Here is a 19,988-nt window from a genome sequence, read left to right on the forward strand (position 1 = left end):
TCCGCAGTGGGAGACGAACACATTGGGGAGGCAAGAAAAAAGGGGGGACTGCCCCCCGCCACTTCTAACTTATAGCGCACCCCGGGGCTTGCGGCAAGACCCGGGTCGTGCCGCAGAATCGCTCACCGATACCAGGACCTGCGGAAAAACGCAGTGCGGAGATCTTGCCGCGTTCAATCGGACGACAAGCGAACCAGATCGGGAGCAACGAATTGAATTCGCAGACCGCCGGCGTATTCGACCTTCCCGGCCGCCTCTCGGCCAAGGACGACCCGACGTTGATCGCCCGCGACGAACAGCACTTCGCGGCCCTGGCCGAGAGCATCGCCCAGGTCTCCGCCGACCTGTCCGAGCGCCTCGACACCGCCCGCAGGGCGCCCGGCGGCAAGGGTCGGCAGGCGCTCGACCGGGACCAGGAGGTCCGCCGGCTGGCCGCTCGCCTGCGCGCCCTGCGCCGCTTCGGCGTGGACCTGTGCCTCGGGCGCATGGTCAGCGCCGACGATCCCGAGCCGGTCTACATCGGACGACACGGCCTCACGGACAGCTCGGGGCGTCGGCTGCTGCTCGACTGGCGTTCACCCGCGGCCGAACCGTTCTTCGGCGCCACCCACGCCAACCCGATGGGGCTCGCGAGTCGCCGCAGGTATCGCTGGGCCCGCGGCCGGATCACCGACTACTGGGACGAGGTCTTCACCCCGGACGGGTTCGAGGGGCACGCCGCCGCACTCGACGACCAGTCCGCCTTCATCGCCAGCCTGGGCGGCAGCCGGTCGAACCGGATGCGGGACGTGCTCGGCACGATCCAGGCCGACCAGGACGCCATCATCCGCGCCGGATCGAGCGGCGCGCTCGTGGTCGACGGCGGCCCGGGTACGGGGAAGACAGTGGTGGCCCTGCACCGCACCGCGTACCTCCGCTACTCCGATCCCCGGCTCGGCCACCGCCGGGGTGGCGTCCTCTTCGTCGGCCCGCACCAGCCCTACCTGTCCTACGTCGCCGACGTCCTGCCCAGCCTCGGTGAGGAGGACGTGCAGACCTGCACCCTTCGCGACCTCGTTCCCGAGGGCGCCACGGCGACCGCGGAGACCGACCCGGAGGTGGCCCGGCTCAAGTCCTCCGCCGACCTGGTGAAGGCGATCGAGGCGGCCGTCAGGTTCTACGAGGAGCCGCCGACGAAGGGGATGACGGTTACGACCGTCGACGCCGACCTCCGGCTGAGCGCCGCCGACTGGGCCGAGGCGTTCGAGGCTCCCGGACCCGGCACCCCGCACAACGAGGCGCGCGACGAGATCTGGGCGGAGCTGCTCACGATCCTGCTGGACAGGTACGACGGCGACGAGCCGCCGGACGTGGTCCGCCGGTCGCTGCAGCGCGACCATGAGCTGCGAACGGCGTTCAACCGCGCCTGGCCGCTGCTCGACCCGGCTGAACTCGTCGGCGACCTATGGTCGGTCCCCGCCTACCTGCGCAGGTGCGCCCCCTGGCTCACCACCGACGAGGTGCGCACGCTGCAGCGCGCGGACGCCCAGGCCTGGACGGTCTCCGACCTGCCGCTGCTCGACGCGGCCCGGCATCGGCTCGGCGATGCGGAGGCGTCCGGGCGTCAGCGTCGGCAGGAGGCCGCCGTCGCCGTCGAACGGGAGCGCCGGGCGCTGGTCGTCGACGAGCTGATCGAGGCCCACGCCTACGACGACGGCGAAGGGGTGCTGTCGAGCCTGCGCCAACTGGATCTTCAGGATGCGCTGATCGACGAGAGCGTGCTGCCCGGCGCAGAACCGGACCTGCTCGCCGGCCCGTTCGCGCACATCGTCGTGGACGAGGCGCAGGAGCTGACCGACGCGGAGTGGCAGATGCTGCTGCTGCGCTGCCCGTCGCGAAGCTTCACCATCGTGGGAGATCGCGCCCAGGCCCGGCACGGGTTCACCGAGTCCTGGCGGGAACGGCTCGACCGCGTCGGGTTCGACCGGATCAACCTGGCGTCGTTGAGCGTCAACTACCGGACGCCGCGAGAGGTCATGGCGGAGGCCGAGCCGGTCATCCGGGCCGTGCTGCCGGACGCCAACGTGCCGACCTCCATCCGCAGCGGCGACGTCCCCGTCGTACACGGCTCCACCGTCGAGCTCGGCTTGATCCTCGACACCTGGCTCGCCGCGCACGGCGACGGCATCGCCTGCGTCATCGGCGATCCCACGTTCCCGGGCACGTCGCGGGTCCGGTCGCTGACCCCGCAGCTGGCGAAGGGGCTCGAGTTCGACCTGGTGGTCCTCGTCGACCCGGAGCGATTCGGGGCGGGCATCGAAGGCGCCGTCGACCGTTACGTCGCGATGACCCGGGCGACCCGGCAACTCGTCATCCTCACCAGCCCCTGACGTCGCCGTGGCAGATGATCGCGGTGGCGCAGCGTGCCCGCCCCGGTCAGTCACGCACACGAGATGCCGAGGGTCTCATTCAGGCGCCTCGCCGTCTTGGTCGCCTCGACGAACGACTGTGCCGTCTGGTCAAGGCTGGTCGCGGCGGGCAAGTCTCTTAGACCGGGCTCGTCCGTGAAAAGCCTCACCTGCTCCACGAAGGTCGCCAACCGGTCGAGCCGGACACCGTGCACGTCGAGCCACTCCTTCGCCCTGTCCCTGTCGTCCGGCGCCGAAGGCGGGGAGAGGGCGCTGACCGCCTTGTAGAGGTCCGAATGAGCGGCCTCCAGATCTTGCAAGGCTGGAACCCGTTCCTGATAGGGCTGCGTCGCATCGTCGCGCTCGCCGGCCGCGTCCACCCGCTGCTGCGCTGCCGCGCAGCGATCGTTCACGTCCGACACCCAGTCCGCCAACGGCCGCTGGTCGAGCGCCTGCTGCCTCCCCTCCGCCACCAGACCGAGGACCGCGCTCACCAGCACCACCCCGGCCAGGCCGGCCAGCACCCAACGGGTCCGCATCGTCGTCGGGCGAGGGATCCAGTTCGCCAGAACTGCGCCGACCATCGTGACCACACCCAGAATCACGATCAGGAACAGTCCCCGCGCGGCAGTCATGCATGTCATTGTCCCAGAGCGGATAGCCAGTGGGTCGCGCCGGCGGCCGGGCGGGTGGCTCAGTCCAGGTCGAAGAGGGCGGCGGCGTTTCCCCAGCAGACGGCGCGCAGCCAGTCGTCGCCGAGGTCGAGCCGGGCCAGCCCGGCAAGCTGCTCGGCGTACGGGTACGGGATGTTCGGGAAGTCGCTGCCGAGCAGCACCTTGCCGGCGAGCCCCAGCTCCCGGAGCCGGGGCAGCTCCTCGGGCGGAAACGACACGAACCTGTCGAAGAACGGGGTGAACGCCATCGTGGTGTCCAGCCGGACCCGTTCGTACTCGGTGGCGAGGTCGAGGAAGGCCCGGTAGTCGGGTGCGCCGAGATGCGCCACCACCGCGGTCAGCGTCGGGTGCCGCGCGAGCAGAGCGGCGAAGGGAGCCGGCCCGGTGTGCGCGGTGCCCACCGGGGCGTGCCCCGCGTGCACCACCACCGGTACGCCGGCCTCGGCGAGCAGCCCCCAGACGTCGTCGAGCGCGGGGTCGGTGGGCGCGAACCCGCCGACCTGGAGGTGCACCTTGAACACCCGCGCGCCGGCCGCCAACGCCTCCCCGACGTAGCGGGCGACGTCCGGCTCGGGGAAGAAGGTCGCCGAGGGCAGGCAGTCCGGCGTGGCCCGGGCGAAGTCGAGGGTCCACCGGTTCAGGTCGGCGGCCATGCCGGGCCGGTGCGCGTACGCCAGCGCGCTGAACGCCCGTACCCCGAGTCGGCGCAGGTGCGCGACCCGTTCGGCGTCGCTCCACCGATAGCGGATCGGCCATTCGGTGCCGACCAGCGGCCCGGCCGCGTCGAAGTACGCCCAGACCCGGCGCAGCATCCGCGGCGGCAGGAAGTGCACGTGCACGTCGGCGAGGCCGGGCAGGCCGAGCACCTGCCAGAAGGCGGGAACGCCCTCGTCGTCGGCGACGACCTCCGGGGTGACCCGGTCGCCGCCGTGCCAGCCGTCGGCCGGAGCGGACTCCACCGCCCGGCGTTGACCTGCGGTCACGGCGCCGGGCGGTGAGGAGCCGGGACCGGTCAAATCTCGATGTCGAAGCGCTGCAGCACCGGGCGTGCCACCAGCCCGGTCGCGGCGAGCAGAGCGACGACGGTCATCACCACCCGGAGCACGACCGTCTCGGCCTTGCTGCCGGTGCGCAGCGCGATCTTGTTGGGCAGACCGATCATGGTCCACATCCGACGCTTGATCGGGATCGGCCAGAGGATCGGTACGCCGGCGCGGGTGATCATGTCGCCGAGGATGTGCACGAAGCAGCCCACGCCCAGAGCCACGCCGATCAGCGGGTAACCCCGGCCGCCCGGCAGGTTGGCGTAGGTGAACCAGGCCGCCGCGAGCGACACCAGGGTCACGATCACCCAACCGGCCCGCTCCGCCCACCGGTCGAAGAGGCCGCGCAGGGCCAGACCGATGGTGAAGAAGAGGACCCCGATCACGGCCCACTTGCCGTACGCGGCGCAGAGGGCGGTGGTGCCCCAGCCGACCAGCACCGTGAACGGAATGGTGTGGGTCAGCGTCCGGTGACCGTTGCTGCGCTTCGGATCCCTGCTGAGCTTCGTCGCGTAGTAGACGCCGAGGGAGACCTTCTCCATCACCTCGGCGAAGAAGAGGCTGACCACGCCGAAGGTGCGGGCCACCGTGGCGCCACCCTGGTTGGTGGTCACCTTGCCGGAGAGGTCGAGGTCCGGAAAGAGCGCGCCGCCCGCGCAGACGGCGGTGCCGACGGCGAGCGCTAGCGGCGACTGGTGGTAGTCGGCGAACTGGTCCAGCGCCCAGGAGCCGGCCAGCCACACCGTCGCGCCGGAAAGCGCATGTGAGGGACCCATCATGTCGGCTCACCCTCCCCAGGGTTCTTGAGCGCCAGAGCGAGATCACTTTAGTCAACGGCCCGGGCGGCACGGCAGCCCCCCGTACGTCCACAGAGGAACCATCAGGTGAGGGGTGCGAAGCTCTGCCGGATCATCGCGAAGTATGTCGCGTTGACCTGCCAGTCGAATTCTTTTGTCAACCATGAGACGGTGTACGCGCGCTCCGCCGAGGTGTTCGCGAAGAGCCGCGCGGTGTGCATCCGCTCGCCGGCGGCGTTGAGCCAGACGCACTCCCAGATCGCCCCGCCCGCGAAGATGTCCATCGGGGAGATGTCGACCCGGAGGTAACCCGGCAGCGACCCGCCTCCGGTGAGCCGCCGCTCCTCGGTCCGCCACCAGTGGGCCGGGTCGGCTCGGGCTGCGCTCCACTCGACGCTGAGGACCCGGGTGCCGCCGGGCTCACGGAAGCAGGTGACCGAGTCCTCGGTCCAGTTGAGCCAGTCGACCGGCGCGGCGATCCGGAAGCCGCCCGGATCGGTGTGCCAGGTCCAGCCGGGCACCAGGCGGAAGCGGGCACCGGGTGGCGGCGGCATCGACACCACGGGGCGGGCCGCCGGTGGTGGGGCGGACGCGCAGGCGAAGGCGGCCGCCGGGGCGGTGGGGCTGGCGGCGGCGCCGCCTCCCGACGGCTCCGCCGGTCGCCTCGCCCGGTCGGTCAGGGCCACGGCGGCACCGACCGTGGAGAGCAGTACGACCATCGCCGTCAGGCCGAGCGCGACACGTCGCCCGCGTCCGGCCCGCCGCACCGCTGCGAGCCGTCCCGGTGCTGCCGGCGCGGCGTCCGGAGCCGGCCGTGGCGGCTCCTCCACCGTCGGCGCGACGGGTCCAGGCGATTCGACCGGCCCGGCCGGGGCGTTCGCGGCGGCCCGCAGCAGCGGCTCGGCCTCGGCGGCGGTCAGCCGTCGCCACGGGTCGCGCTGCAACAGGCCGGTGAGAACCGGACGCAGCGGCCCGGCCCGGCGCATCGGGTCCGGCGGTTCGGTGGCCAGCGCGGTCAGCGTCGCCATCGCGCTGTCCCGCGCGTACGGCGGATGGCCTTCCACGGCCGCGTAGAGCGTGGCGCCGAGCGACCAGAGGTCGGTGCGCGGGTCGGACACGCCGTCGCGAGCGCGTTCGGGCGCCACGAAGTGCGGCGAGCCGAGGATCATGCCGGGGCCGGTCATGGCGGCGTCCCCGCCGGTGAAGGTGGCCAGCCCGAAGTCGGTGAGCACCACGCGGCCGTCGGCGGCGACCAGCACGTTGTGCGGCTTGACGTCGCGGTGCAGCACCCCGGCGGAGTGCGCGGCGCGCAGCGCGGCCAGCACCGCGAGCCCGATCCGGGCCGTGATCGCCGGGCTCAGGGGACCGTCGGCGGCGAGCATCTGCTCCACCGAACGGGACTGCACGTACTCCATCACGATCCAGGGGCTCTCCCGGTCGTGCACGACGTCGTAGATCCGGACCACGTTCGGGTGGTTGAGCCGGGCGGCGGTACGCGCCTCGCGCAGCGTACGTCGCCGCAGGTCCTCACGTTCGGCCTCGGCCAGCCAGGCCGGCGGCACGATCTCCTTGACCGCCACGTCCCGGTGCAGCATCTCGTCGCGGGCCTGCCAGACCCGGCCCATTCCGCCGGTGCCGACCAGGTCGACCAGCCGGTACCGGCCCGCGATCAGCAGCTGCCGCACAACCGCTTCCCCCTCGGTCACCCCCGGTTACACCTTAGCCACCGACGGCGGCTTTCCTCGATCGCCGTCTCGGTCAGCGTGGTGGGCGCGCAGCTCGCCACGTCGCTGCGGCATCTCGTCGTGGGCGCGCAGCCGAGGCGGACCACGTGGGGACGGGCGAGCCGAGCAGCCGGTACCGACCGCCGATCAGCACCTGCCGCACGCTCCTTCCCACGGCTGTCCGGAGCACACGGTAGCGAGCGGATCGGAGTCGGCCTATCGGTCGTACGCTCCTATCAGCAGGCCGCTCCGCCGGCGGCGAGCAGGTTGCCCTCGGGGATGGTGATGCGGGGTCGGGGGATGCCCACCCGGGCGGTGGCGTGCCGGGCCTGGAGCGGCAGGTGTTCGCGGCGCGCGCCCAGGTAGCTGCCGACGGTGCGGGCGGCGATGGCGGCCCAGCTGTAGCGGCGGCCGACCATGCTCCGGGCCTCCCGCGCGACCCGCCGGGCGAAGACCTCGTCGCCGAGGAGACGGTCGACCGCCCCGGCGAGCGCGTCCGGGTCGCTGTGCGGGAAGGTCACCCCGGTGACGCCCGGCTCGACGATCTCGGCGAGCCCGCCGGTGGCCGCGACCGCGAGCGGCGCCCCGGCGGCCGCCGCCTCCAGGGCCACCATGCCGAACGGCTCGTAGAGGCTCGGCACGACTGTCGCGTCGGTCGCGCCCAACATGGCGGGTAGCTGGGTGGTGTCCAGGAAGCCGGTGAACCGGACGGTGGACCCGAGCGCCAGGCGACGGGTCTCCTCCTCCAGCTCGTCGCGGTACGGCCCGTCGCCGGCGATCACCACCCGTAGCCCCGGGTGCCGCTCCCGCAGGTACGGCACGGCGTGCACCAGGTGCTGCACGCCCTTCTCGTAGACGAGCCGGCCGGCGTACCCGACCAGGGGACCGTCGGCGGCGAACCGGGCCCGGGCCGAGGCGACCGCCCGCGGCCGGGCCCGCCAGGCGCGGTCGTCGACCCCGTTGGGCACCACGTCGATCTGCCCGGTCGGCACGTCGAAGAGGGTGGCGACCTGGTCGCGCATGTACCCGGAGCAGGCGATCACCCGGGTCGAGGAGTTGCTGAGCCAGTGTTCGACGCCGTGGATGGTGCGGTTCATCTCCTCGGGGAGCCAGCCCTGGTGTCGGCCGGCTTCGGTGGCGTGGATGGTGGTGACCAGGGGCAGGGCCAGGTGCTCGGCGAGGGTGACCGCGGTGTGGGCGACGAGCCAGTCGTGGGCGTGGATGACGTCGTAGTCGCCGGCTTCGGTGGCGCGTAGGGCGGCGCGGGTGAGGGTGTGGTTGAAGGCCATGGTCCAGGCGAGGAGGCTGTTGGTGGCGAGGGGGAAGGTGACGGGGTCTTCGGCGGCGCGGATGATGCGGACGCCGTCGGCGTACTCCTCGAGTGGGGCGCCGTCGGCGTGGCGGGTGACTACGGTGACGTCGTGGCCGGCGGCGGCGAGGGCGACGGAGAGGGCGTGTACGTGTCGGCCGAGGCCACCGACGAGAACGGGCGGGTACTCCCAGGAGAGCATGAGCACCCGCTGGTGCCGGGCGGGCAGGATGTCGATCACTTCGGCGTCAGCTGACACGCGGCCCCCTTGAGTTGTCTCCGGGCACGCGCCGACCGACACCGATTCCGGTGTCTCCGTCGCGTGTGGGATCGACTCCCATCCTGCCGGTACTGGGATAACCAGCGGAGACACACTCGTTGCGCTCGTGTAAAGCGCTATCGACCCGGGCGTCGTACCCGCAGCAGCTCGGCCACCGACCAGGCCTGGAACGGGCAGCCCGTCGCCGCGTGCGGTGGCAGCCCGTCGGCCGTCTCGCTCACCGAGCCGAGCCCGTACTCGCCCAGATGGGCTTCCAGGCCGACGAAGTTGTCATCGACGGGAATCCCAGCCCGGCGGGCGGCGTCCACGTACGGCCCCAGCAGCCACGGCCAGACGGTGCCCTGGTGGTAGGCGCCGTCCCGCTCGGCCGGCCCACCCCGGTGCCGCCCGGTGAACTCCGGCGCGTCCGGGGCGAGGCTACGCGGACCGAGCGGGGTGAGCAGCGCGGCCGCGATCCGGCGCAGCGCCGGCTCGTCCGGCTCCAGTGGCCCGTACGGCAGGGACCAGGCCAGCAGCTGATTGGGGCGCAGCGAGTCGTCGTCGTGGTACGTCGCCCCGCCCAGCGGGTACGCCGGCGCGGGCGCGTCGACCACGTCGTGCAGCCAGCCACCCGGCGCGGGATAGCGCTTACGGAAGGAGGTGACCGCCTGCGCGTGCAGCCGCCGCAGCTCCCCGGCGTCCCCACCGGTCGCCTCGGTCAGCTCGGCGAGCCCGCCCAGCCCGTTGGCCCAGAGCGCGTTGACCTCGACCGGCTTACCCGTGCGGGGCGTCACCGGCACCCCGTAGACGCGGGCGTCCATCCAGGTCAGCGCTGTGTCGGTGGTGCCCTGGGTGAGCAGGCCGTCGGCCGGGTCGACGACGATGCCGTACCGCGTGCCGGCCAGGTGCGCGTCGACGACCCCGCGCAGCGCCGGCAGCAGCTCGGCGGCGAGGTCGGTGTCCCCGGTGACCGTCACGTGCCGGTCGACCGCGTGCAGGAACCAGAGCGTCGCGTCGACGGTGTTGTGCTCCACCCGGCCCGTGTCGGCGGTGTTCGCCAGCATCCCCTCCGAGAGGGTCGCCGCGTACGAGCGCAGCAGCGCCCGGCCCAGCTCCGCGCGGCCGGTGCGGAGAAAGAGCCCCTCGTACGAGATCATCGTGTCCCGCGACCAGGCGCCGAACCACGGGTAACCGGCCACCACGTCCGCGGCCGACGCGTCGGTGCGCACCACGAACGCGTCGGCGGCGAGCACCAGCGTCGCCTCGACGTCGTCGGCGGGTGACGCCTGCGCCACCACCTGCCGGGTGCGTCGGCGCGCCACCTCGATCACCTCGGTCGCCGGCATCGGATCGAACTCCAGCGGCGCGGCCCAGGCCAGCACCGACACCGTGTCGCCGGGCCGGTCCAGCGCGCCGGAGAAGCCGCCCGCGTACCAGAGGTCCTCCGTCGCGGCGAGCCCGCGCGCCGCCTCCTCCCGGTGGTGCACCCCGAACCACCACTGCCCGGCGGGCGCCCAGTTCGGGCCGGCGAGCCGGAACGCGCCCTCCACCACCGCCCCGCCCGCCACCGGCTCGACCCGCAGCGCGGGGCCGTCGGCCCGGCGCTCACCGTGCGCGTCGCGCCAGGTGCAGGCGGCGGCCAGCTCCAGCCGTACCGGGCCGCCGGAGACGAGCCGGTGCACCACAGCCACGCAGGAGCGCCCCGGCAGCATCGCCAGCTCCCGCTCGATCACCACGTCGCCGATCCGCCACCGCCACCGCGGCACCCCGTCGACCAGCTCGAAGCGCTCCAGCAGCTCGAAGCCGCGCGGATCCACCGCGCCGGAGGCCCACTCGTGCGCGCCGAGGCGCACCCGCGCGCCGGAGGGGAGCAGCACCGCCGGGTCGAGGCTGACCAGCCCCACCCGCCGGGACGCGGGCCGCTCGCCGGCCACCACCAGCAGGCCGTGGTAGCGGCGGGTCCGCACACCGCTGACCGTGCCCATGGCGTACCCGCCGACGCCGTCGGGCACCAGCCACTCCCGGCTCGCGCCGCTGGTCAGGTCGGTGCAGATCTGAGGGCCGAAACGAATGTCGATCAACTTTCCTCCACCGGCAGCGGCGTGCCACACGCCACGACGAAAATGGCTCCTGTGGTCAAGTTCCCGGGCGGCGTCGAAGATGTGCAGGTGATCACTGACCGTTCGCCCTCCGACGCGCCGCCCTCCGACGCCGAGCGGACCCGGCTCGCCAGAGCCGACGCCGGCGAGCAGGACTGGCGCGCATGGGGCCCCTATCTGTCCGAACGGGCCTGGGGGACGGTGCGGGAGGACTACAGCGAGCACGGTACGGCCTGGGACTACTTCCCGCACGACCACGCGCGGTCCCGAGCGTATCGCTGGAACGAGGACGGCATGGCCGGCGTCTGCGACGACCGGCAGACCTTCTGCTTCGCGCTGGCGCTCTGGAACGGTGCGGACCCGATCCTCAAGGAGCGGATGTTCGGGCTCGGCGGTGACGGCGGCAACCACGGCGAGGACGTCAAGGAGTACTGGTGGTACGAGGACTCCACGCCGACGCACTCCTTCATGCGGTGGCGCTACCACTACCCGCAGGCCGCCTTCCCCTACGACGAGCTGGTCGCCGTCAACGCGCTGCGCGGCCGGGACGACACCGAGTACGAGCTGGTCGACACCGGGGTCTTCGACGACGACCGGTACTGGGCGGTGACCGTCGACTACGCCAAGGCCTCGCCCACGGACATGTGCATCGTCGTCACCGTGGCGAACCGGGGGGACCGGGCCGCCAGCCTGCACGTGCTGCCCACCCTCTGGTTCCGTAACACCTGGGCCTGGGGGCTGCCCGGCGCCGACCGGGTGCCGAGGCTCACCGGGGAGGGGGCACGGCTGGTCGGCGAGCACCGGGTGCTCGGCCAGCTGCTGCTGGAGGGCGACGGCGCGCCGACCCCGCTGCTCTGCGACAACGAGACCAACTCCGAGCGGCTCTGGGGGCTGCCGGCCCGCTCCCGCTACCCGAAGGACGGCATCAACGACCACGTGGTCGACGGGGCGGAGACCGTCAACCCGGCGCGGGAGGGCACCAAGGGGGCGCTGCACTACGTGCTCGACGTACCGGCGGGCGGGCAGCGGCAGATCCGGCTGCGGCTCACCCGCACCGCCCCGCCGCCGGTCGGCGATCCACCCCCGGCGGCCGACCTCGGCGCGGGCTTCGACGCGGTGCTCTGGGCGCGGCGGGCCGAGGCCAACCACTTCTTCGCCGGCGTGATCCCGGCCGCGGCGACCGCCGACGAGGCGCTGGTGGCGCGGCAGGCCATCGCCGGCCTGCTCTGGAGCAAGCAGTTCTACCACTTCGACGTCAAGCGGTGGCTGGAGGGCGACCCGGCGTCGTCGGCGCCGCCGGCCGGGCGCCGGCACGGGCGCAACAGCCAGTGGTGGCACATGAACAGCTTCGACGTGATCTCCATGCCGGATCCGTGGGAGTACCCCTGGTACGCGGCGTGGGACCTGGCCTTCCACTGCGTCAGCCTCGCCCGGGTCGACCCGGGCTTCGCGAAGTCCCAGCTGCTGCTCCTGCTCCGGGAGTGGTACCTGCACCCCAACGGGCAGATCCCGGCGTACGAGTGGGCGTTCGGCGACGTGAACCCGCCGGTGCACGCCTGGGCGGCGCTGAAGGTGTTCGAGATCGACGGCGGCCGGGACCACGAGTTCCTGGCCCGGGTGATGCAGAAGCTGCTGCTGAACTTCACCTGGTGGGTCAACCGCAAGGACGTCGGCGGCGACAACGTCTTCGAGGGCGGCTTCCTCGGGTTGGACAACGTCGGACCGTTCGATCGCTCCGCCGCGCTGCCGGTGGCCGGGGTGCTCGAACAGTCCGACGGCACGGCCTGGATGGCGATGTACGCGCTGAACCTGCTCGACATCGCGATCATCCTGGCCGAGCACGACCGGACCTGGGTGGAGACCGCCACGAAGTTCTTCGAGCACTTCGTCTACATCGCCGCCGCCGCGTACGAGCAGGGGCTCTGGGACGACGAGGATGCCTTCTTCTACGACGTGCTGCGGCTCGCCGACGGCACCAAGGTGCCGTTGAAGGTCCGCTCCGTCGTCGGGCTGCTGCCGCTGGCCGCCGTCACCCGGCTGACCGCCCGTACGCTGCACCACCTGCCGGAGCTCGGTGACCGGCTGCGCTGGCTGCTCACCAACCGGCCCGAGTACGCCGGGGTGATCGGCGCCCGTCGGCTGGGACCGGACGGGCGGCAGCAGCGGCTGCTCTCCATGGTCGGCCCGGAGCAGATCGTTCCGCTGCTCGCGCGGATGCTGGACGGCGACGAGTTCCTCTCCGAGTACGGTCTGCGCACCCTCTCCCGGGCGCACCTGGCGGAGCCGTTCTCGGTCACCCTCGGTGGCCAGGAGTTCCGGGTCGGCTACGAGCCGGCCGAGTCCACCAGCGGACTCTTCGGCGGCAACTCGAACTGGCGCGGCCCGATCTGGATGCCGACCAACTTCCTGCTGGTCAGCGCGCTGCGCGACTACGCGGCCTTCTACGGTGACGACCTCCGGATCGAGTACCCGACCGGCTCCGGGGAGAAGCGGACGCTCGACGAGATCGCCGACGACCTCTCCACCCGGCTGATCTCGCTCTTCACCCGGGACGGCTGGGGGCGGCGACCGATCTACGGGGCGGCGCAGCTCTTCCAGACGCATCCGGACTGGCGGGACCTGCTCTGCTTCCCGGAGTACTTCCACGGCGACAACGGCGCGGGGCTCGGCGCCTGGCACCAGACGGGCTGGACGGCGCTGGTCGCCGACCTGATCCTCACCCTGCGTAGCTGACGCCTCGATGGTGCCGGTTCGCGCGCTCAGGCCGCGAGGCTGCGCGTACGGCGTTGCCGCCAGGCGAGACTGATCGCCTGCAGGACGAAGAACGTGCCACCGGCGGCGGTGTAGAGGATCAACATGTCGAGGCTCGGGCCGGTGCCGACAGCCGCCGGGAGGTAGGTCGCGCCGGCGATCACGGAGAGGACGCCGGCGGTGAGCATCGGCCACTGCCGGCCCAGCTCGCGCGTGCGGCGACGGAGGGCGACGGTGAACTGCGCCACGCCGGAGACGATGGCCCAGGCGCCGAAGGTGAACAGCACCGCACCGACACCGCCGACCGCGCTGAGACCGAGACCGAGGGCGGCCAGGGCGCTGAGCCCGATGTTGAAGATCTGGAGCTTGCGAGCCGGGGTGCCCGGATCCTCGCGTGCGTCGAGCAGCGAGGCAACCACGTCGATGAGCGGGTAGGCGATCAGCAGGATGACCGTGGCGGCCGAGAGCGAGTCGTGCACGGCGGCGAAGCCTGCGGCCCAGCCGATCGCGATGAGGCCACGGATCAAATAGATGCGGAGCAGGGCGGGCATGTGTGTTCCAACTTTCTCTGCGGTCCGGGTTACGCCGACCACTCTCACCGCCGGGAGCGTCATCCGTACCCGGGTACGACCCTGGCCCGATCCCTGGTCCCGCACCGGCCGCCCCGGCCGGGGCGGGTCCGGCGGGTACGGATGTCGTGCCGCCCGCGACCCTGGTCCCGTGGGACCAGGGAGACCCCCGGGGGCGACCGGCCGGCCGGGTGGACGAGGATCCGGGCATGCTCAGTTTCGACGTGGTGGTGATCGGCGCCGGGCCCGGCGGCGAGGTGGCGGCCGGCCGGCTGGCCGAGACCGGCCTGGACGTGGCGATCGTGGAGGCCGACAAGGTCGGCGGCGAGTGCTCCTACTACGCCTGCATACCGTCGAAGGCGCTGATCCGCCCCGGCGCGCTGCTCGCCGAGGCGAGCCGGGTACCGGGAGCCGCCGCCGCGGTGGGTTCGCTGGACGTGCCGGCGGTGCTGCGCCGCCGGGACGAGCTCATCGGCGACCTGGACGACAGCGGGCAGCTGCCGTGGCTGACCGACCGTGGCGTCCAGCTGATCCGCGGCTGGGGTCGGCTGGCGGGGGAGAAGCAGGTCGCGGTCGGCGACGAGATCCTGGAGGCGCGCCTCGCCGTCGTCCTCGCCGGGGGCACCCGTCCGGCCCTTCCGCCGATCGACGGTCTCGCCGAGGCGAAGCCGTGGACCAACCGGGAGGCGACGACCTCCGGCGAGATCCCGGAGTCGCTGATCGTGATCGGCGGCGGCGTGGTCGGCGTGGAGATGAGCCAGGCCTACAACTCGCTCGGCGCCCGCGTCACCCTCCTGGTCGGCGGGCGTGGGCTGCTGCCCCGGGAGGAGGACTTCGTCGGCGCCGAGGTCGGCAGGTCCCTCACCGAGCAGGGCGTGGACGTGCGCGGCGGGCGGCGGGCGACTGCCGTCCGCCGTACCGACGACACGCGGGTGACCGTCACGTTGGACGACGGCAGCACGGTGACCGCCGACGAGGTGCTGGTCGCGGTGGGGCGCGAGCCGCAGGCCGACGACCTCGGCCTGGCGAGCGTCGGTGTGGAGTCCCGCGGCTACGTCACGGTCGACGAGCGGATGCGGATCCCGGGCGTGAACTGGCTGTACGTGGTGGGTGACCTGAACGGGCGCGCCCTGTTCACGCACATGGCGAAGTACCAGGCCGCGATCGCGGCCGACGACATCCTGGGCCGGGACATGGTCGCCACCCACCTGGCCGACGGCCTCGGCTCGCCCCGCGTGATCTTCACCGAGCCGCAGGTCGCCGCGGTGGGACACACCACCGCGACCGCCGAGGCGGCCGGACTGCGGGTACGCGTCGTCGACGTGCCGACCGACGGGAACGCGGGCGGGGCGTACGCCGGCGGGGTCGGCGGCACGAGCCGGTTCCTCATCGACGAGGAGCGTGACCTGCTGGTCGGCGTCACCATCACCGGCACCGCGGTGGCCGATTTCCTTCACGCCGCCACGATCGCGATCGTCGGCGAGGTCCCGGTTCGCCGGCTGCGGCACGCGATCCCGGCGTTCCCGACGCGCAGTGAGATCTGGCTCTACCTCTTCAACGCGCTGGGAATCTAGGCGACCGGGTGGGTCGGTGCGCTCACCGCCCCACCCCTTCGTCGACTATCCGTCACATCTCCGATGCGCTCCGTGGCAGTTACTACGCTCGACGGGGTGTCCGGAGACGACGGCGGGGATGCACTGATTGTCGAGACCGCCTCGCGGCTCGTGGAGATCGAGGGTTGGGCCGCGGTGACCCCACGCCGCGTCGCCGAGCGGGCCGGCGTCGACGTCGGTGACCTCTACCGGCGTTTCCCCGACCCCGACTCGATCATCGCGGCGGTCGCCCTGCGCGGCTTCGCCGACCTCACCACCCGGCTCACCGAGGCCCGCCAGGCCGTCTCCGATCCCTGCCGGGCCTGGGCCGCCGTGGTGAGCGCCTACCTCGACTTCGCGTACGCCAATCCCGAGGTCTACGACGCCATGCTGGCCCACACCCCCGACCTGACGCTCGGCGCCGCCGCGGTTCCGGCCGCTCCGCGCGCCGCCTTCGCCGAGCTGCGAGCGGCGCTCGCCCCGCTGACCGCCGGCCGTGACCAGGACACCCTCGCCGAGGTCGGCTGGAGCGTCCTGCACGGTCTGGTGATGCTGACCCGGGGTGGGCGGCTGTCACCGGGCACGCAGGAGGAGCGGGAGACGCTGATCGCCCAACGGCTCTTCGCCCGGCCCTGAGCAGGCGCGCGGTTACTCGCTGGGCCGGTGCGGGCCGGTGGACTAGAGTCCCCGCCCGGAACGGGCCGACCCGCCGGGTGGCCGGCGTGGTCGGGGCATCGGGTCGAGGGCCGGCCCGGACGGGAGGGAACGCCGATGACGTGGGACGGGAACGATCGCCGCCGGGCGCAGGTGCTGGTCTTCGACGCCGACGACACGCTCTGGGAGAACAACCTCGTCTTCGAGCGGGTGATCGACGACTTCTTCGCCTGGCTCGACCATCCCACCCTCGACCGGGTCCAGATCCGGGCCATCCTCGACGACATCGAGCGGGCCAACACGGTGGCCCACGGCTACGGCAGCAAGGTCTTCCTGCGCAGCCTGGCGGAGTGCCTGGAGCGGTTGCGCGAACGGCCGGCCACCGACACCGAGCAGCGGGAGATCGAAGAGTTGGCCATGGCGCTGGTGGAGCGCCGGATCGAGCTGATGCCCGGGGTGGCCGACGCCCTGGACGAGTTGGCCGGCCGGCACGACCTGCTGCTGCTGACCAAGGGTGACCGCGAGGAGCAGCAGCGCAAGCTCGACGGCTCCGGGTTGCTGCACCACTTCCGGGCCGCGCACATCGTGCGGGAGAAGGACGTCGACACGTACCGGTGGCTCGTCGGTGAGCACGGCTTCGACCCGTCCGACGCATGGATGATCGGCAACTCGCCGCGCTCGGACATCCTCCCCGCCCGCGCGGCCGGCATGAAGGCGGTCTTCATTCCGAACGAGAACACCTGGGTGCTGGAGGACGAGGAGCTGGATCCGACCGACTCCGGGGTCCTGCGTCTGGCCGCCTTCCCCGACCTGCTCCGGCACTTCTGAGCGGCGCGGCCGCCGATGCCGGCAGTCGGCCCGTCCCGAACCGGAACAGCGCCCACGGCGTCGGCCGTGTTACGTCGACATGCCGCTTTTCGATGTTGACAGTAATCACCCCGGCGATCGCCGCGGCGCGCCTTGTCCGGCCCGTCGGGCGGTGCCTAACCTGGTCCGACGTTCGCGGCCCTTCGGGGTGAGCCGTGAGCGCACGAAGTTCGGTGTGGGGCGCATGGAGCTGAGTGCATGCGGGCGGCTCGTGATGGTGAGTCGGCGTGGGCGACGTGCCACGCGCACGCCTTCGCCACGGCGACGCCTGCTGTCCACGCCGGACGGTGGGGTCAGGGTCGGGGAGTTGCGGACCCGGCCCTGACCCGCACAGCAACCGAGGCGACGAGAACGCCGCACCTGAGCTTCCGTTCTACTCGATTCGTGGCGACGTGTCGGTTCTCAGCCAAGATTTCAGGCTGGATGCGCCTGACCTGCGAACGGGAAGCTTGCGCGCCCCTGCTCAGCCAATCGTTGTCCCCAACGATGGTTTCAGTAGGCAAATGGAGCGAGACCCCAGCGCCGGGCCCGAGGACCAACCGGGGTAGCCGCCCGCCCGCCGCTGCACGGCGACTGACGGCAAAGGATGTGATCGAAGGCGGTCGACATCGGCGACACTCTCGTGCTGCAGGGGTTGTTGATAAGAACCGCGACACCAGGCGCCAAATAGTTGCGATCGGCGGCTCCCGTGCACCCGCCGCACCAGCTGAGACCGGAATGATCAGCCAGCATTCTAGCTGTAACCGCGTCGATGGATCGAGGCTGAGAGCAATCGCAGGCGGGTCGGACGGCTGCCAGGGCCAGACACGGCCCCGGCCGATCGTCAGATTGTGCTCATCGCAGCGACGACTGTGGGCAGCAGCGCCATGGCGAACGCCGCGAGTTGAACCAGTCGCCGCGGCCCGGGCCGGCCAAGTTCGCTGATGCCGCCGTTACCGAAAATGACGGCCACCGACAGCGGCAGCAACATCTTGATCACGTTCAGTCATGACCGTTGCTGCCGGTCAACAGCATTGGTCTTGTGGAACCATGGCTTCGGACGGAGGAATGAAGAGAGGACAGGCGCATGGCGCTTGCACCGGGCATTCGTTGGTCGGCAGCGTTGACCGCTGGCTTGCTGCTGGGCGGCTGCAGCAGCAAGCCCCCGGCACCAGTCCCGTCGACCACCGGACCCGGGAGCACTGCACCCAACGGCACTCCGTCTGAGAGTGCCGGACCCACGAGCGATGGACCCGACAGCACCGCGAAGGCGGCCGGAACACTCGCCACACCTCGATCGATCGCCTGCGCCAGCAACGAGGCACACATGCAGTCCAGTGGTCTGCCGACCGATGACGATCTCATCGTCGGCTCCGTTTCCTGGCCGGGCCTGCGGAGCTGGGCCACGGCCGACCCGGCGGGCTTCAACGGCGGTGAGCGCGACAGCTACAAGGTTGGGGCTCTGATCAAGGCTGGCGCCGTGGTGACGGTTGCCGTACCTAATTCGATCAAGCACAAGGTCGGGCTCAAGTACGGGCAGAGTTGGGCCTACGAGCCCGCTCAGTCGGTCACATTCCACGGCTGCCAAGACTTTGACACCGCGTACGTCGGCGGCTTCTACGTGGTCGGCCACCGGTGCGTTCCGCTGGACATCACCGAGCGTGGCAAGCCGCCGGTCCGGGTCACGATTTCATTCTTCGCCGGCCGGTGCTGAGCGGGTGCCTTCCCGCCCCGGTACTTGGCCTTACCTGCTCGAAACGTCAGTCCAGGCTCGCTGCGCGGCGGCGGCCTGTTCGGCGGCCAAGGGTGTTGCAGCATGAGCCCCCTGGCGGGCCGGCCCGCCAGCCGGCCCACCTGCGAAACTGCCCGGCCGTCCATCACACCGCCCGGGACGTGGGTCCCACAGTCCCGTCGACAGCGACGACCTGCCGAGCCAGGGCACGTTGCCATCTCATACGCGCTCGGTGAGGTTGGCCTAGTGTGAGTCGCGTGGTTGCCGAATCGATCAGACGCGGCGAGCTGAGGCGTTCAGCGAGAGCCGACACGACGCCTGACGACGGCCCGCCGGCGACCGGTGCCGACGCGCCGCCGCGATTGTCTCGCCAGTTGGACGAGTACCTCGCTGCCATCGCGCTCCATCCAGCTAACCGCTGGTTGTCGCATCGGCTGGCCGGGAACGAGTAGCAACCGTGGCCGACCCCAGACCTCCCATCCGTTGGACGTGGGGGTGGGATGTCCCGCGTCACACTCCGTAAGCCGAAAGCCGGTGGTGACCTAGCCTGACCAGGTCAGGCCGCTCCGCTCGGGAACTTCGTCGGCCGTGGCGGTCCCGCACGCGGTGGAGAGGATGTCGATGATCAAGATCAAGGTGTCGCGGGTGCGGCCGGAGAAGGTCGACCGGCTCAAGGCCTGGCTCGCCGAGGGCATGCGCCGGGCCGACGAGATCCGGGAGACCTTCGTGAACGAAGGCGTCACCCACGAACAGGGTCTCCTGCTCTCGACAGCGGACGGACCGGTCTTCGTCTACGTCGTGGAGTGTGCCGACTACGAGGCGGCCGCGAAGGCCTTCCGGGATTCGCCCTTCCCGATCGACGCCGAACACAAGGCCGTTCTCGCCGAGGTGCTCGACGGCGAGGTGGAGGCGCCTCTCTTGCTCGACGTGCGTCTCTGAGAAACGGTCATCGGCCCGCCGGCCCGCCGGCCCGCCGGCCCGCCGGCCCCTGTCGAGCCGGCATGCATGTCAATATTGCCTGCATGAAGCGGAGAACCTTCGTGCTCTGCGCGGCCGCCGGTGTGGCGGCTCCGGCCATCCTCGGTCCGACGACCGCCGCCGCGCCACGGGGGACCGCCGCGTCGACCGCCACCGGAAAATCCGCGAAGGACAACGGAGCCTGCGAGGTACGAGCCCGACCACCGTTTGTTGGCCTGGTAATAGTGCCGCACGAGGTCGGGGAATTCCTGCCGCAACCGGCCTGAGGAGACGCCCTCGAGGGAGTTGACCAGCCGGGCCACGGCCACCTTGGGCGGGTGGTTAACGAGCAGGTGGACGTGGTTGTTCTCGCCGTTGAACTCGACCAGCTCGGCCTCGAAGTCGGCGCACACGTCCCGCATCGCGAAAACACACCGTTTACCGGTGCGGATACGTTCAAGCTCTGCCCTAAGGCGTGTTTCATAAGCCCGGTCAGAGCCATTCGCAGATGATGGTGATGGTCAGGACGGCCTGGAACCGGACGGCCAGCTTGTCGTAGCGGGTGGCCACGCCGCGGTGGCGCTTGAGTCGGGCG

Annotated in this window: 15 protein-coding genes and 2 pseudogenes; 7 read left to right on the forward strand and 10 right to left on the reverse strand. The window is 71.6% G+C overall.

The window, feature by feature from the left end; genetic code table 11:
* Nucleotides 1–212 precede the first annotated feature (212 nt).
* Nucleotides 213–2,369 carry an RNA polymerase recycling motor ATPase HelR gene (gene helR, locus D7147_RS29245; protein ID WP_120683423.1) on the forward strand — a complete coding sequence of 719 codons (2,157 nt, stop codon included), beginning with the start codon at nucleotides 213–215 and terminating at the stop codon, nucleotides 2,367–2,369.
* A 50-nt stretch (nucleotides 2,370–2,419) separates the two neighbouring features.
* On the opposite strand, the gene D7147_RS29250 is transcribed toward helR, so the two are convergent.
* From D7147_RS29250 to D7147_RS29275, 6 genes are all read right to left on the reverse strand, one after another.
* Nucleotides 2,420–3,022 (reverse strand): hypothetical protein, encoded by a 603-nt coding sequence (locus D7147_RS29250; protein ID WP_120683425.1) that lies wholly within the window; start codon nucleotides 3,020–3,022, stop codon nucleotides 2,420–2,422.
* A gap of 59 nt (nucleotides 3,023–3,081) precedes the next feature.
* Entirely contained in the window at nucleotides 3,082–4,020 is a 939-nt protein-coding gene (locus D7147_RS29255; RefSeq protein ID WP_120683427.1) for an amidohydrolase family protein, read from the reverse strand.
* Nucleotides 4,021–4,073: 53 nt separating this feature from the next.
* A complete protein-coding gene (locus tag D7147_RS29260) occupies nucleotides 4,074–4,883 on the reverse strand; it encodes a metal-dependent hydrolase (protein WP_120683428.1) in 810 nt (269 codons plus the stop codon).
* Between the two features lie 101 nt (nucleotides 4,884–4,984).
* Nucleotides 4,985–6,526: a serine/threonine-protein kinase gene (locus D7147_RS33280; protein ID WP_120683484.1), complete on the reverse strand. Its 1,542-nt coding sequence runs from the start codon at nucleotides 6,524–6,526 to the stop codon at nucleotides 4,985–4,987.
* A gap of 335 nt (nucleotides 6,527–6,861) precedes the next feature.
* Nucleotides 6,862–8,193, reverse strand: coding sequence for a glycosyltransferase family 4 protein (locus D7147_RS29270; protein ID WP_199734297.1), 1,332 nt, complete (start codon nucleotides 8,191–8,193; stop codon nucleotides 6,862–6,864).
* Between the two features lie 137 nt (nucleotides 8,194–8,330).
* Nucleotides 8,331–10,274, reverse strand: coding sequence for an amylo-alpha-1,6-glucosidase (locus D7147_RS29275; RefSeq protein ID WP_120683430.1), 1,944 nt, complete (start codon nucleotides 10,272–10,274; stop codon nucleotides 8,331–8,333).
* A gap of 42 nt (nucleotides 10,275–10,316) precedes the next feature.
* On the opposite strand from D7147_RS29275, the gene D7147_RS29280 reads away from it, so the two are divergent.
* Entirely contained in the window at nucleotides 10,317–13,025 is a 2,709-nt protein-coding gene (locus tag D7147_RS29280) for an MGH1-like glycoside hydrolase domain-containing protein (protein ID WP_120683432.1), read from the forward strand.
* Between the two features lie 26 nt (nucleotides 13,026–13,051).
* On the opposite strand, the gene D7147_RS29285 is transcribed toward D7147_RS29280, so the two are convergent.
* Complete coding sequence (locus D7147_RS29285; protein ID WP_120683434.1) at nucleotides 13,052–13,594, reverse strand: DUF308 domain-containing protein; 543 nt, start codon at nucleotides 13,592–13,594, stop codon at nucleotides 13,052–13,054.
* Between the two features lie 227 nt (nucleotides 13,595–13,821).
* On the opposite strand from D7147_RS29285, the gene D7147_RS29290 reads away from it, so the two are divergent.
* From D7147_RS29290 to D7147_RS29300, 3 genes are all read left to right on the forward strand, one after another.
* Nucleotides 13,822–15,186 (forward strand): dihydrolipoyl dehydrogenase family protein, encoded by a 1,365-nt coding sequence (locus tag D7147_RS29290; protein WP_120683488.1) that lies wholly within the window; start codon nucleotides 13,822–13,824, stop codon nucleotides 15,184–15,186.
* A 96-nt stretch (nucleotides 15,187–15,282) separates the two neighbouring features.
* Nucleotides 15,283–15,840: a TetR/AcrR family transcriptional regulator gene (locus tag D7147_RS29295; RefSeq protein WP_233563555.1), complete on the forward strand. Its 558-nt coding sequence runs from the start codon at nucleotides 15,283–15,285 to the stop codon at nucleotides 15,838–15,840.
* Nucleotides 15,841–15,975: 135 nt separating this feature from the next.
* Nucleotides 15,976–16,686, forward strand: a complete 711-nt coding sequence (locus tag D7147_RS29300; protein ID WP_120683439.1) for an HAD family hydrolase — start codon at nucleotides 15,976–15,978, stop codon at nucleotides 16,684–16,686.
* 862 nt (nucleotides 16,687–17,548) lie between these two features.
* Here the strand turns inward: D7147_RS29300 and D7147_RS32540 are convergent.
* Nucleotides 17,549–17,704, reverse strand: coding sequence for a hypothetical protein (locus tag D7147_RS32540; protein ID WP_158609408.1), 156 nt, complete (start codon nucleotides 17,702–17,704; stop codon nucleotides 17,549–17,551).
* 327 nt (nucleotides 17,705–18,031) lie between these two features.
* On the opposite strand from D7147_RS32540, the gene D7147_RS29305 reads away from it, so the two are divergent.
* Nucleotides 18,032–18,418, forward strand: coding sequence for a hypothetical protein (locus D7147_RS29305; RefSeq protein ID WP_120683441.1), 387 nt, complete (start codon nucleotides 18,032–18,034; stop codon nucleotides 18,416–18,418).
* 639 nt (nucleotides 18,419–19,057) lie between these two features.
* Nucleotides 19,058–19,375 (forward strand): DUF6176 family protein, encoded by a 318-nt coding sequence (locus tag D7147_RS29310; protein WP_120683442.1) that lies wholly within the window; start codon nucleotides 19,058–19,060, stop codon nucleotides 19,373–19,375.
* Between the two features lie 215 nt (nucleotides 19,376–19,590).
* Here the strand turns inward: D7147_RS29310 and tnpA are convergent.
* Nucleotides 19,591–19,830: pseudogene (tnpA, locus tag D7147_RS33750) on the reverse strand (IS200/IS605 family transposase); the annotation flags it as partial.
* Between the two features lie 55 nt (nucleotides 19,831–19,885).
* Nucleotides 19,886–19,988, reverse strand: a pseudogene (locus D7147_RS29320) (IS5 family transposase); the annotation flags it as partial.

This window comes from Micromonospora musae (assembly GCF_003626545.1).
Taxonomy (GTDB): domain Bacteria; phylum Actinomycetota; class Actinomycetes; order Mycobacteriales; family Micromonosporaceae; genus Micromonospora; species Micromonospora musae.